Origin of the sequence: Amycolatopsis lurida (genome assembly GCF_900105055.1) — a bacterium.
Taxonomy (GTDB): domain Bacteria; phylum Actinomycetota; class Actinomycetes; order Mycobacteriales; family Pseudonocardiaceae; genus Amycolatopsis; species Amycolatopsis lurida.
In genome coordinates this window covers 6728922-6741509 of record NZ_FNTA01000004.1, presented here as the reverse complement: position 1 = coordinate 6741509, position 12588 = coordinate 6728922, and the positions used below count along the sequence as shown (strand labels likewise).

The following is a 12588-nucleotide window of genomic DNA, read 5'->3' as shown; positions in this document are numbered from 1 at the left end:
CACCACGCCCGGCGCCGAACGGCGGATGGGAGACTGCGGGACGTGACTTCTTCCGGCCCCGCTTCCCAGAACCTCCCGCCCGACCAGGTCTTCGACTGGCTCGACGTGGAGGCGGAGAAGCGGGCCGAGGCCGGGCTGGTGCGCAAGCTGCGCATCCGGCAGGCGCAGGAACCGGAGCTGGATCTCGCGGGTAACGACTATCTCGGGCTCGCCAGGGACAAGCGCGTCGCCGGTGCCGCGGCCGCGGCCGCGTTGCGCTGGGGTGCCGGGGCCACCGGCTCCCGGCTCGTCTCCGGCACCACCGAGGTCCACGCCGAACTCGAGCACGAACTCGCCCGCTTCTGCGGCACACAGGCCGCGCTGGTCTTCTCGTCCGGCTTCACCGCGAACCTCGGCGCGGTCACCGCGCTGTCCGGCGCGGATTCCGCGATCGTCACGGACAAGTACATCCACGCCTCGCTGATCGAGGGCTGCCGCCTGTCCCGCTCGGACATCGCCGCCGTCGCGCACAGCGACCCGAGCGCCTTCAAACACGCGCTCGCGACCCGCCGCAAGCCGCGCGCGCTCGTCGTCACCGATTCCGTGTTCTCCGTCGACGGCGATATCGCCCCGCTGGAGCAGCTCGCCGGTGTTTGCCGCGAGCACGGCGCTTCACTGCTCGTCGACGACGCGCACGGCTTCGGCGTCCTCGGCGAGGGTGGCCGCGGCGCCGTCCACGCGGCGGGGCTCTCCGGCGCACCGGACGTCGTCACCACGATCACGCTGTCGAAATCCCTTGGCGCACAAGGCGGAGCGGTGCTCGGACCGCGCCGGGTGATCAAGCATCTCGTGGACACCGCGCGCAGTTTCATCTTCGACACCGGCCTCGCGCCCGCGAGTGCCGCCGCCGCGCTGGCCGCCCTCAGCGCGTTGAAGGCCGAGCCCGAGCTGGCGGCCAAGGTGACCGAAGCCGCCGGAAACCTCGCGATGCGGCTGAAATCGGCGGGATTCCGGGTCAGCCTCCCGGACGCCGCGGTGATCTCGGTGCAGGCGCCGTCGCCGGAATCGGCCGTCGCCTGGGCGGCCGCTTGCGCGGATCAGGGCGTGCGGGTCGGCTGCTTCCGCCCGCCGTCCGTGCCCGACGGCATCACCCGGCTGCGCCTGACCGCGCGGGCCGACCTCACCGAAGCCGACGTGGACCGCGCGGTCGCCGTGATCACGGCCGCGGCGCCTCCCGGCGCCACATCGTGAGGTGCGGGATCCCGTCTTCCATGAACTCTTCGCCTTCGACCACGAAGCCGTACTTGGCGTAGAAATCCGTCGCGTACGTCTGCGCGTCGAGGACGCACGGCGCGTCCCCGATCCCCGCGAGCGCGGTTTCCATCAGCCGTCCCGCCAGACCTTTGCCGCGTGAGCGGACGGCCGTGCACACCCTGCCGATGCGGAAGGTGCCGCCCGCGTCCTGCAGCACCCGCAGGTACGAGTCGACGGCGACGGAACCCCCGATCCAGAGGTGCCGTGTCCCTGGCAGGAGGTCGCGCCCGTCGATCTCGTGATAGGCGCAGTTCTGTTCGACGACGAAGACGTCCACGCGCAAGCGGAGGATGCCGTGCAGCTGCGCGGCGGTGATCTCGTCACCGGCGACGGACAGCGGGAACGACGAGGTCTCGATGATCGGGGTGTCGGTGCTCACGCCCACTTGTTAGCACATCGGACGTGAAGAAGGCATCGATCAGCCGATCAGGCCCCGGCTCTTCTGCTGGGAGATCTCGTTCGCGAAGTGGGAGACACGGGTGTAAACGCCGGGTTTGCCCGCCTTCGCGCAGCCATCGCCGAACGACACGATCCCGATCAGCGTGTCGCCGACCACGAGCGGTCCACCCGAATCGCCCTGGCAGGCGTCGATGCCGCCTTCGGGGTAGCCGGCGCACACCATGTCGCTCGGGTCGTAGCCCGAGTACGCGGTGCGGCAGGTCTTGTCGCTGACCACCGGGACGACCGCGCTGCGCAGGTAGTCCGACCGCGCGCCGCCCTCGGCGACCCGGCCCCAGCCGAGGACGGTCGCCTTCGTGCCCTCCTCGTACAGGCCGGCGTCGCCGTCGTCCGCGACCTTCGCGGGCCGGTACGGAAGCTGGCCGCTGACCGTCATCACCGCGATGTCGTCACCCTTGCCGGGCTCGCCGCTGTAGTCGGGGCTGACCCAGACCCGCGAAACGCGCAGTTCCACACCGTCCTGGGAGCGCTTGTCGTCCCGCCCCGCCACTACGCGGACATCGGCGCGTTTGACCGCGACAGCGCAGTGCGCCGCCGTCGCGACCGTCGTGGAGCTGACGATCACCGCGCCGCAGTACTGGTTGCCGCTCCGATCGGCCAGGTAGACCGCGTACGGGTACTGCGAGACCGAAGCCTTGCCGCCGCCCACGATCCTCGGCTGTGCCGCCTGGTCCGGCCCGCTCACCGAGCTGTCGTCCGCCGACGCGCTGTTGACCGCGACCGGCACCATCACGGCCGTCGCGAGCACCGCTCCGACCGCGAGCAGCAGGGTGCGACGTGACTTCTTGGGCATGTTCTGTCCCTTCACCGGGGCGTACGTACGGTCAAACCCTGGGAAGTCATTCGACTCCAGCGCGTACACGAGCGATCGCGAATACCCTAATCGGAGAAAGCCCGATGTGGTGTCACTGAAACGGGTGGACCTGTGCTCACCGAACGCATCTGTCACCCTGGACCTCGTGCGGGCTACGGCGACGGTTCTGGCGGCTACGGCCCTTCTGCTCTCCTCGTGTTCGAGCCCGGCTCCGCCCACGCCGTCCACTCCCGCGGTGACCAGCGCGCCCGCCGAAACCTCTTCGGCGGCAACGACTCCGCACACCTCCACCCCGCCGCCCGCCCCCGTCTGGCAGGTCGGCGCGAAGCCACTTCCCTTACGCCGTGACGGTTTCGGGCAAATCCTCCCCACTCCTCCCGTACTGGCGAACCGTTCCCTGCCGACGGCCGACCTGCTTCCGCCGCCTGCCGGGAACCGGTTCTCCGGTACGGTGAATCCCGTTCCCGCCGACGTGCTCGCCCGCAGCACCTGGCAGGCGGGCTGTCCCGTTTCGACGGGCGAACTGCGCTATCTCACGCTCTCGTTCTGGGGTTTCGACGGCCGCGCGCACACCGGGGAAATGCTCGTGAACGCGTCGGCGGCGAACGCCGTCGTCACCGTATTCGGGCAGTTGTTCGCCGCGAAGTTCCCGATCGAGGAAATGCGCGTGACCGCTCCCGCCGAACTCACCGCTCCCCCGACGGGTGACGGGAACAACACCAACGCCTTTGTCTGCCGTCCGGCGCGCGGCCAGACCAACTGGTCCGCGCACGCCTACGGGCTGGCGATCGACGTCAACCCCTTCTGCAATCCGTACACCAAGGGCGACCTCGTACTGCCCGAGCTCGCGTCGGCGTACCTCGACCGCGAAGGCCGGCGGCCGGGGATGATCACCGCCGGGGACCCGACCGTGGCCGCCTTCTCCGCGATCGGCTGGACCTGGGGCGGCACCTGGACGACGCCGAAGGACCGGATGCACTTCAGCGCCAACGGGCGCTGACCGGGAACAACCGCTCGCCGTGACAAGTTGGCTAGAGTCGGAACCACCCCGCTCCCCCGCCGCAAAGGAAGACAGCGTGCCCCACTACGACCTGGTGATCGTCGGTACCGGATCGGGTAACTCGATCCTCGACCCGCGTTTCGCGGACTGGAACACGGCGATCGTGGAGAAGGGCACGTTCGGTGGGACCTGCCTGAACGTGGGCTGCATCCCGACGAAGATGTTCGTGCACGCCGCCAACGTCGCGGCCACGCCCGCGACGTCGTCGAAATTCGGCGTCGACGAGGAGCTGACCGGGGTCCGCTGGCGCGACGTCCGCGACCGGATCTTCGGGCGGATCGACCCGATCGCCGCCGGCGGCCGCGAGTACCGCGTCCAGCACGAGGACAACCAGAACGTCACCGTGTACGAGGGCGAAGGCCGCTTCACCGGTCACAAGGAACTTCAGGTCACCTACTCCGACGGCCGTCCGCCGGAGACCATCACCGCCGACAAGTTCGTGCTCGCCGCGGGCGGGCGCCCGGTCGTCCCGGACATCCCCGGGCTCGCCGAGACCGGCTACCACACCTCCGACACGGTGATGCGGCTCGACGAGCTGCCGTCGAGCATCGTGATCCTGGGCGGCGGGTACATCGCGGCCGAGTTCGCGCACGTCTTCGCCTCGTTCGGGGTGAACGTGACCGTGGTCAACCGGTCCGGTGCGCTGCTGCGCTCCGAGGACGACGACGTCAGCGCCCGGTTCACCGAATTGGCCTCGCAGCGGTTCGACGTCCGGCTCGACCGGAAGACCGTCCGCGCGCGCAAGACCGCGTCGGGTGTGGCTTTGGACCTGGAGGGCCCCGAAGGCGCCGAGACCGTCGAGGCCGACGTGCTCCTGGTCGCGACCGGCCGCACCCCGAACTCCGACCTCCTCGACGTCGCCGCCACCGGCGTGACCACGGGCGAGCGCGGACACGTGGTGGTCGACGAATACCAGCAGACCGTGGTCGACGGGATCTACGCGCTCGGCGACATCTCGTCGGTCTTCGAGCTGAAGCACGTCGCGAACCACGAGCAGCGCGTCGTGCAGCACAACCTGCTGCACCCGGACGAGCGGATCGAGGCCGACCACCGGTTCGTCCCGCACGCGGTGTTCACCTCGCCGCAGGTCGCTTCGGTCGGGCTGACCGAACGCGAGGCGCGCGAGCGTGGCGTGTCGTACGTGACGTCGCACCAGGACTACGCGGGCATCGCCTACGGCTGGGCGATGGAGGACACCACCGGTTTCGCGAAGCTGCTCGCCGACCCGGCCACCGGGCAGCTGCTGGGCGCGCACATCATCGGGCCGCAGGCGTCTTCGGTGATCCAGCCGCTGATCCAGGCGATGAGCTTCGGTCTCGACGCGAAGAGCATGGCGCGCGGGCAGTACTGGATCCACCCGGCGATGCCGGAACTGGTCGAGAACGCGCTGCTGAACCTGCCTCTGGACTGAACGCGGGTTCAGACGACGCGGGCGCAGGCGCGGGCCCCGTTCCGCGCCGCGAGCGCGCCGACCGCGTTCCTCTCCACGTCCGAGGCGTCCATCAAGGCGGCCGAGCGGGCCCCCTCCCCCGAGAACCGCTCGCCCGCCTCGACGTACCGGCGGATCGCCGCCAAGAACTCCTCCCGCGCGGATGCCGCCCCTCCTGGCACCGCGCGGACCCCCGTCGCCCCCTTGAGGACGTCCTTGGCGTCGTCCACCCTCGTCGCGACGTGGTGCTGCCACTTGCGCAGCTCCGTCGCGGCGTCCCCCTCCGGATCCGGCCAGTAGCGCTGGATGTCGGCGCCGCTGTCCCTCCACACCCGCACGCACACCAGGTCCACGGCGCGGTAGAACTCCCGCGGCGAGGCCACCGCCGCGGGCCGCTGCGGCGCCACGGCGACGCACACCGCGGCGAAACACGCCAGAGCCGCCCCGTACGCCAGTCCCTCCACCACGCCGACCCCCAGGACCCGAGTTTTTGAACAGGTTCAACTCGATCAGGCTATGGCTCCGCCCCAGGGCGGGTCAAGATGTTTTTTGAACGCGTTCAGACGAAGCGGCGGCGACCGGCCAGGGCGCCGAAGGTCATCTGCGCGATGAAGACGACGAGCATCATGATCCAGGGCACGGTCCAGGCGTGGGTGAGATCGTGAAGCAACCCGAACAGGAAGGGCCCGACGGCGGCCATCAGGTACCCGATGCCCTGTGCCATGCCCGAGAGCCGCGCGGTGTCCTCGCCGGTGCGCGCCCGCAGCGCGATCACCGTCAGCGCGAGCGAGAAGACGCTCATCCCGAGCCCGATGAGAATGCACCAGAGCAGGGGCGAGACGGACGGCGCGACCATCATGCCGACCATGCCGACGAAGCCGAAGACGCCCAGCCCGACGATCCACGGACTCTGACTCTTGTGCCGCGCGGCCATCGGAGCCACCACGAGACTGATCGGGACGGCGATGAGCGACATCAGCCCGAGCAGCAGACCGGATTCACCCTTGCTCACCCCCGCGTCGATCATCACTTCCGGCAGCCAGCCCATCACGACGTAGGCCAAAAAGGCCTGAGTTCCGAAGAAAAGCGTGACCATCCACGCAAGGGGGCTACGCAGGAGCGATCGCCCGCTACCCTGCTTGCCTGCCTCGGCTACGGGCGCACGTCCCGCACCGCGGGCTGCGAGAATCCAGACGAGGAGTGCGAGCACCGCCAATACGGACCAGGCGCCGAGACCTTGGCGCCAGCCGCCGAACGCGTTCTCCAAGGGAGGGGTGAGCGCGGACCCCAGGGCGCCCCCGCCCTGCAGAGCGGCGGTGTACACGCCGGTCATCATGCCGACACGTGCCGGGAAGGAGTCCTTGATGACGACCGGGATCAGTACGTTCGCCAGGGCGATTCCCGCCGTGGCCACCAGGGTTCCCCCGAGCACGACGTACGGTCCGTCGAGCACGCGCAACACGAGGCCGACGGCCAGCACCGAAAGGGCGGACGCGATGGCCGCGCCGATGCCGAACCGCCGGGCCAGCAGAGGGGCGGCGAGACCGGCGGCGGCGAAACAGAGGCCGGGGAGCGTGGTGAGCACGCCTGCCCAGGTCGCCGTGGCGCCGAGGTCGTCGCGCATCTCGCCGAGAATGGGGCCGACACTGGTGATGGCCGGGCGCAGGTTGAGCGCCACCAGGATCACCGCGACACCGAGCAGCACGCCGCCGGTGATCACTCCCGGCCGCCATTCCGTTTCGATCGAGCCTTCGAGCTCGAGACTTTCATCGAACGGGGAAACAGGTTCTCGGGAGTCGACACGCACGTCGGCTAGTATCACATACATAGGATGATTGGATGAAGGGACAACGCTGTGCCATTGGCCACCACGCGCCGTGCCGGCCTGGTCGATCAGGTCATCGAGCAGCTGCGTGACGCCGTCACGCAGGGAGAATGGCCCATCGGTCAGCGGATTCCGACCGAACCGGAGCTGGCAGGGCAGCTCGGCGTCGGGCGCAACACCGTCCGCGAGGCCGTGCGCGCACTCGCGCACACGGGGCTGCTCGAGGTCCGGCAGGGCGACGGGACCTACGTGCGGGCGACGAGCGAGGTCTCAGGCGCCATCCGGCGGTTGTGCGGTTCGGAACTGCGCGAGGTGCTGCAGGTGCGTCGCATCCTCGAAGTCGAAGGCGCCCGGCTCGCGGCCGCGTCGCGGACCGACGAGGAGGTCGCCGAGCTCAAGACCTTGCTCGACCGCCGCAACGCCGAGCTGCGCGAGGGTCACTGGGAGGATTTCGCCCGCCTCGACGCGGAATTCCACTTCGCCGTCGTCCAAAGTGGACACAACACCCTGCTGACCGAGATGTACCGCGGGCTCACCGAGGTGATCACCGCCAGCGTGGCCGCCACGTCGAACGTGACGCCGGGGCGCGAGTACCTGCCGGAGATAGGGCATGAAGGCCTCGCCGAGGCCATCGCCGACCGCGACGCCGACCGGGCCGCCACCGAGGCGTGCGGCTTCCTGGACGAACTCCTGGCCAGGGTGGAGCAGGACGACGCCTGACCGACACAAGCTCGTGAGTGGCAAGGACGGTTCTAACCGTCCTTACCACTCACGAGGTGTTTACGGCAGCGTCAGGATTTCGGCGCCGTCCTCGGTCACCACGAGGGTGTGCTCGAACTGGGCCGTCCACTTCTTGTCCTTGGTGGTGACGGTCCAGTCGTCGGCCCAGATGTCGTAGTCGATGGTGCCGAGGGTGATCATCGGCTCGATCGTGAAGGTCATGCCCTGCTCGATGATCGTGTCGACCGACGGCTCCTCGTAATGCAGGACGGTCGGCGCGGTGTGGAACGCCGGGCCGACGCCGTGGCCGGTGAAGTCACGCACGACGCCGTAGCCGAACCGCTTCGCGTACGCCTCGATGACGCGGCCGATCACGTTGAGCTGCCTGCCGGGGCGGACCGCCTTGATGGCGCGCATGGTCGCCTCGCGCGTGCGCTCGACCAGCAGCCGCGCCTCCTCGGAGACGTCACCCGCCAGGAAGGTCGCGTTGGTGTCGCCGTGGACGCCGCCGATGTACGCGGTGACGTCGATGTTGCAGATGTCGCCGTCCTCGATCACCGTCGAGTCCGGGATGCCGTGGCAGATCACCTCGTTCAGCGAGGTGCAGCACGACTTCGGGAACGCGCGGTAACCCAGCGTCGACGGGTACGCGTGGTTGTCCAGCAGGAACTCGTGGATCACCTTGTCGATGTCGTCGGTGGTCGCTCCGGGTTTGACGGCCTTGCCGCCCTCCTCGAGCGCCTGCGCCGCGATCCGGCCCGCGACACGCATCGCCTCGATGACCTCGGGCGTGCGGACCCCGTTGCCCGTGTCGCGTTTCGGCGCCGGCCGGTCGACGTACTCGGGACGGGCGATGCTGGCGGGGACGACTCGCCGCGGCGTCTGGACGCCGGGCTTCAAGGGGGATCGAACGGACATGCGCCCAGCCTACGACCTGACGGCTAGCCGAGCCCCGCCAGGAAGCGCTGGGCGGCCTCGACCGCGGGCCTGGACGTTCCCGCGTCGGTCGTCAGCACCGCGAAGGCCAGGTCGCCGGTGTATCCGACGAACCAGCCGTGCGAATGCGTGCCGTCGCCGAACTGGGCCGTCCCGGTTTTGCCTCGGACGTCCGCCAAGGGTTTGAGCAGCGTCGCCGTACCGTCGGTGACGACCTCCCGCATCATCCCGCGCAGCGCGTCGAGCACCTCCGGCTTGATCGGTTTGCCGAGCCCGGACGACGTCGTGGCCATCCCCCGCACCAGCGTCGGCACCGGGACCTTCCCGGACTGGACCGTCGCGGTGGCGACCGCCAGCCCGAACGGGCTCGTCACGACGGTCCCCTGCCCGAACCCGTTCTCCGCCCGCTGGGCGACGGTGTTCGCCGGCGGGACCGAACCGGTGATCGTGGTCAGGCCCGGGATCACGAAGTCGGCGCCGACGCCGAGGTCGCGCGCGGCGTCGGTCAGCGCGGCGGGCGGCAGATCGGTCGCGAGTTTCGCGAACGTCGTGTTGCAGGATTTGGCGAACGCCGTGGACAGCGGGACGACGCCGAGCGCGAACTTGCCCTCGTTCGGCACCGTCCGGTTTTCGAACGTCGCCGTGCCCGGGCAGTCGACGGGACTGTCCGCCCGCACCGAACGCGCGGTCAGCCCCGCGACGGCGGTCGCCATCTTGAACGTGGACCCCGGCGGGAACCGCCCGGTGAGCGAGATCGCGCCCTGCGTGTCGGCCGGGGCGTTCTGCGCCACCGCCAGCAGTTCACCGGTCGACGGCTGGATCGCGACCAGCGCGGAGGCCGTCGGGACCGGGGCGAGCGCCCGCTCCGCCGAACCCTGCGCCTTCACGCTGAGCGTGCTGACGACGGCGGGCGCGGGCTTGGGGTTCTCGGAATGCAGGTCGATGATCTCGCCGCCGCCCGTGTCGAGCGTGACGACGCGCCAGCCCGCCGAGCCCTCCACCTGGTCCTCGACGAGCGACCGGACCGCGGGCAGCACCTGCTTGCCGAAGTTCTTGTCGTCGGGAAGCAGCCTTTCCTGCTGGCTGAACCGGACGCCGGGCAGATCGTAGATCTCGGGCTTCACCTCTTGGTAGCTGCTCGCCCGCAGGCTCACCACCGGATAGCCGGAGCCGGGTTTGAGCGCCTTCACCCCGTCGCGGATCGACTGGCCGGTCACCGACGCCTCGAACCGGTTGAGCGCCGCGCCGAGTTTGTCGGTGACGGCCACCAGGTCGCCCGCCTTGGCCGGGTCGAGCACCACACTGACGACCGTCTGCGGGCGCAGCAACGGCATCCCGTCGCGGTCCAGCACCGGCGCGAGTTCCGGCGGATCGGCCTTCAGCGCGATGCTCTGCTGCGCGGCCAGCTGCGGATGGAGCGCCGTCGGCAACCAGCGCACCTTCCAGCCGCCCTGCGTGGAATGGACCTGCGCGTCGGCCTTGTACGTCCAGTTCCGGCCGCGCGGCAGCTTCCAGGTGAGCTGATAGGTCGCGGTCCCGTTGTCCGCCCCGGACGAATGCCGCACCTGCTTGTCCACGATGGTGATCGACTCGGGGGAAAGCGCCTTCCGAGCCATCTCCAGCGACGCTCGCGCCGCCTCCGGCGAATCGGTGAAGGAGGCCGCGGCGGCGACGTCACCGGAGGAGAGCCCGCCGAGGAAGCCCGAGATGGCGTCCTCGGGACCGGAATCGGCGAAGAGCCCGCACCCGGCGGCCGAAAGACCCACCATCCCCGCGAGCACGACGGCGGCGATACGACGACCTGCAGGCATGGTTGAAGATCCTGCCAGCCCCGGCCCGGCCAGGCCGGACGCGACACGGCCTAGAAGAGAACCGTCGCGTACTGCCCGACCTGCTGGAAGCCGATCTTGCGGTAGGCGGCGAGTGCCGGGCTGTTGTAGGCGTTGACGTACAGGCTCGCCGTCCGGCCCATTCCGCGGACGAGCCTGGTCACCACCGACGCCGTCCCGGCCGTGCCGACCCCGCCGCCGCGGCGTTCCGGATGCACCCAGACGCCTTGGATCTGGCCGACCGTCGAGGACATCGCGCCGATTTCGGCCTTGAAGACGACCTCGCCGTCCTCGAATCGCGCGAACGCCCGGCCGCCGGCGATCAGCTCCGCGACGCGGGCGCGATACCCGGCGCCACCGTCACCGGTGCGGGGGTCGACGCCGACCTCCTCGACGAACATGGCGATCGCGGCCGGGAGATACCGGTCGAGTTCCTCCGGGCGTACCGCGCGGACCAGCGGATCGGCGGCGACGGCCGGGATCCCGTCGAGAGCCAGCAGCGGCTGGTCGTGCCGGACTTCGCGGGCGGGGCCCCACTCCGGCTCGAGTTCGTCCCACAGCCCCAGTACCTGCTCGGCCGGGCCGACCAGTGACGAACAGGTCCGTTGCCGCCGCAGGGCGCGATCGGCGAAGGAACGCAAAGCGGAGGCATTGCCGCGCAAGGGGATCAAGTTCGGCCCGGAGAAGCACAGCCCCTGGAGCCTCCCCGCGCGAACGGGGCGGGAATCCGCGGCCCAGAGCTCACCACCGAGCCGCCAGGGGTCGAGACCCGCCGTCTCCACCCTGGCACTCACCATGCAGCTGCCGACCGGGTCTGTGGCGAGCGCGGCACGGACCGCGGGATAGTCCCGATCATCGAGCAGCCGTGCACCTGCAAGCCGCAACACCACTCCAGGGTGCCAGATCGGCGGCGTAAACGGAACGCAAGCTTCACGACACGCTGAGAGAACTTCGGCAGGTCGGGGCCGCCGAGTGCAGTGAAAGGCCCCTTCATCGCGAATTTCGCGATGAAGGGGCCTTTCACTGCACTGGTCTCGACCAGTCAGCCCACGGTTACGGTGGGTTCGCCCTCGCCGATCGTCTGGCCCGACTCCTCGGCGATCCGCATCGCCTCTTCGATCAGCGTCTCGACGATCGCGTGTTCGGGCACGGTCTTGATGACCTCGCCCTTGACGAAGATCTGGCCCTTGCCGTTACCCGAAGCGACACCGAGGTCGGCCTCGCGAGCCTCACCCGGTCCGTTGACGACGCAGCCCATGACCGCGACGCGCAGCGGGACCTCCATGCCCTCCAGGCCGGCGGTGACCTGCTCGGCGAGCGTGTAGACGTCCACCTGCGCGCGGCCACACGAGGGGCAGGAGACGATCTCGAGCTTGCGCTCCTTGAGGTTCAGCGACTGCAGGATCTGGATCCCGACCTTGACCTCTTCCACCGGCGGCGCGGACAGCGAAACGCGGATGGTGTCGCCGATGCCCTGGCGCAGCAGCGCGCCGAAGGCCACGGCCGACTTGATGGTTCCTTGGAACGCCGGGCCCGCCTCGGTGACGCCGAGGTGCAGCGGGTAGTCGCACTGCTCGGCGAGGATCTCGTACGCGCGCACCATGACCACCGGGTCGTTGTGCTTCACGGAGATCTTCACGTCGTAGAAGTCGTGCTCGGCGAACAGCGACGCCTCCCACAGCGCCGACTCGGCCAGCGCCTCCGGGGTCGCCTTGCCGTACTTGTCCATGATCCGCTTGTCCAGCGAACCCGCGTTGACGCCGATCCGGATCGGGGTGCCGTGGTCCTTCGCGGCCCGCGCGATCTCCTTGACCTGGTCGTCGAACTTGCGGATGTTGCCCGGGTTCACCCGGACCGCCGCGCAGCCGGCCTCGATCGCGGCGAAGACGTACTTCGGCTGGAAGTGGATGTCGGCGATCACCGGGATCTGCGACTTCTTCGCGATAGCGGGCAGCGCCTCGGCGTCGTCCGCCGACGGGCACGCGACGCGCACGATGTCACAGCCCGCAGCGGTCAGCTCGGCGATCTGCTGCAGGGTCGCGTTGACGTCGGAGGTGAGCGTGGTGGTCATCGACTGCACCGAGATCGGGTGCTCGCTGCCGACGCCGACCGGCCCGACCTGCAGCTGTCGGGTCTTGCGACGCTCGGAGAGGACGGGAGGAGGAAGCGCTGGCATACCAAGAGCGACAGTCACGCCTTCAAGCGTACCTACCCCGATCGGCG

The 12588-nt window shown here is 69.7% G+C and carries 12 protein-coding genes; 4 read left to right on the top strand and 8 right to left on the bottom strand.

The window, feature by feature from the left end; genetic code table 11:
• Positions 1–42: 42 nt before the first annotated feature.
• On the top strand, positions 43–1230 hold the full coding sequence (locus BLW75_RS37020) for an 8-amino-7-oxononanoate synthase (protein ID WP_034311037.1): 1188 nt from the start codon (positions 43–45) through the stop codon (positions 1228–1230).
• Here the strand turns inward: BLW75_RS37020 and BLW75_RS37015 are convergent.
• Both BLW75_RS37015 and BLW75_RS37010 read right to left on the bottom strand, forming a co-directional pair.
• Entirely contained in the window at positions 1196–1678 is a 483-nt protein-coding gene (locus tag BLW75_RS37015) for a GNAT family N-acetyltransferase (RefSeq protein WP_034311035.1), read from the bottom strand. The two genes, BLW75_RS37020 and BLW75_RS37015, sit on opposite strands and share 35 nt — an antisense overlap.
• A gap of 33 nt (positions 1679–1711) precedes the next feature.
• Entirely contained in the window at positions 1712–2545 is an 834-nt protein-coding gene (locus BLW75_RS37010; protein ID WP_034311205.1) for a S1 family peptidase, read from the bottom strand.
• Positions 2546–2801: 256 nt separating this feature from the next.
• On the opposite strand from BLW75_RS37010, the gene BLW75_RS37005 reads away from it, so the two are divergent.
• The gene (locus BLW75_RS37005) at positions 2802–3566 is read left to right on the top strand and encodes a M15 family metallopeptidase (RefSeq protein WP_241783543.1); all 765 of its coding nucleotides are present in this window, start codon (positions 2802–2804) and stop codon (positions 3564–3566) included.
• Between the two features lie 76 nt (positions 3567–3642).
• The gene (locus BLW75_RS37000) at positions 3643–5037 is read left to right on the top strand and encodes a mycothione reductase (protein WP_034311033.1); all 1395 of its coding nucleotides are present in this window, start codon (positions 3643–3645) and stop codon (positions 5035–5037) included.
• 8 nt (positions 5038–5045) lie between these two features.
• On the opposite strand, the gene BLW75_RS36995 is transcribed toward BLW75_RS37000, so the two are convergent.
• Positions 5046–5522: a hypothetical protein gene (locus BLW75_RS36995; RefSeq protein ID WP_091599153.1), complete on the bottom strand. Its 477-nt coding sequence runs from the start codon at positions 5520–5522 to the stop codon at positions 5046–5048.
• A gap of 92 nt (positions 5523–5614) precedes the next feature.
• On the bottom strand, positions 5615–6862 hold the full coding sequence (locus tag BLW75_RS36990; RefSeq protein ID WP_034311028.1) for a CynX/NimT family MFS transporter: 1248 nt from the start codon (positions 6860–6862) through the stop codon (positions 5615–5617).
• 48 nt (positions 6863–6910) lie between these two features.
• On the opposite strand from BLW75_RS36990, the gene BLW75_RS36985 reads away from it, so the two are divergent.
• Positions 6911–7600 (top strand): FadR/GntR family transcriptional regulator, encoded by a 690-nt coding sequence (locus tag BLW75_RS36985; protein ID WP_034311026.1) that lies wholly within the window; start codon positions 6911–6913, stop codon positions 7598–7600.
• A 60-nt stretch (positions 7601–7660) separates the two neighbouring features.
• Here the strand turns inward: BLW75_RS36985 and map are convergent, their stop codons facing one another.
• The 4 genes from map to ispG form a co-directional block, all read right to left on the bottom strand.
• A complete protein-coding gene (gene map, locus BLW75_RS36980; RefSeq protein WP_034311024.1) occupies positions 7661–8518 on the bottom strand; it encodes a type I methionyl aminopeptidase in 858 nt (285 codons plus the stop codon).
• Between the two features lie 23 nt (positions 8519–8541).
• The gene (locus tag BLW75_RS36975) at positions 8542–10347 is read right to left on the bottom strand and encodes a penicillin-binding transpeptidase domain-containing protein (protein WP_034311022.1); all 1806 of its coding nucleotides are present in this window, start codon (positions 10345–10347) and stop codon (positions 8542–8544) included.
• 50 nt (positions 10348–10397) lie between these two features.
• Complete coding sequence (locus BLW75_RS36970) at positions 10398–11252, bottom strand: GNAT family N-acetyltransferase (protein ID WP_034311020.1); 855 nt, start codon at positions 11250–11252, stop codon at positions 10398–10400.
• Positions 11253–11407: 155 nt separating this feature from the next.
• A complete protein-coding gene (ispG, locus tag BLW75_RS36965; protein ID WP_167373562.1) occupies positions 11408–12559 on the bottom strand; it encodes a flavodoxin-dependent (E)-4-hydroxy-3-methylbut-2-enyl-diphosphate synthase in 1152 nt (383 codons plus the stop codon).
• Positions 12560–12588 lie beyond the last annotated feature (29 nt).

What these genes read in the sequence shown, in the direction of transcription:
- map (WP_034311024.1), bottom strand. Translation starts at nt 8,518, where the DNA reads ATGTCCGTTCGATCCCCCTTGAAGCCCGGCGTCCAGACGCCGCGGCGA.
- BLW75_RS36975 (WP_034311022.1), bottom strand. Translation starts at nt 10,347, where the DNA reads ATGCCTGCAGGTCGTCGTATCGCCGCCGTCGTGCTCGCGGGGATGGTG.
- BLW75_RS37010 (WP_034311205.1), bottom strand. Translation starts at nt 2,545, where the DNA reads ATGCCCAAGAAGTCACGTCGCACCCTGCTGCTCGCGGTCGGAGCGGTG.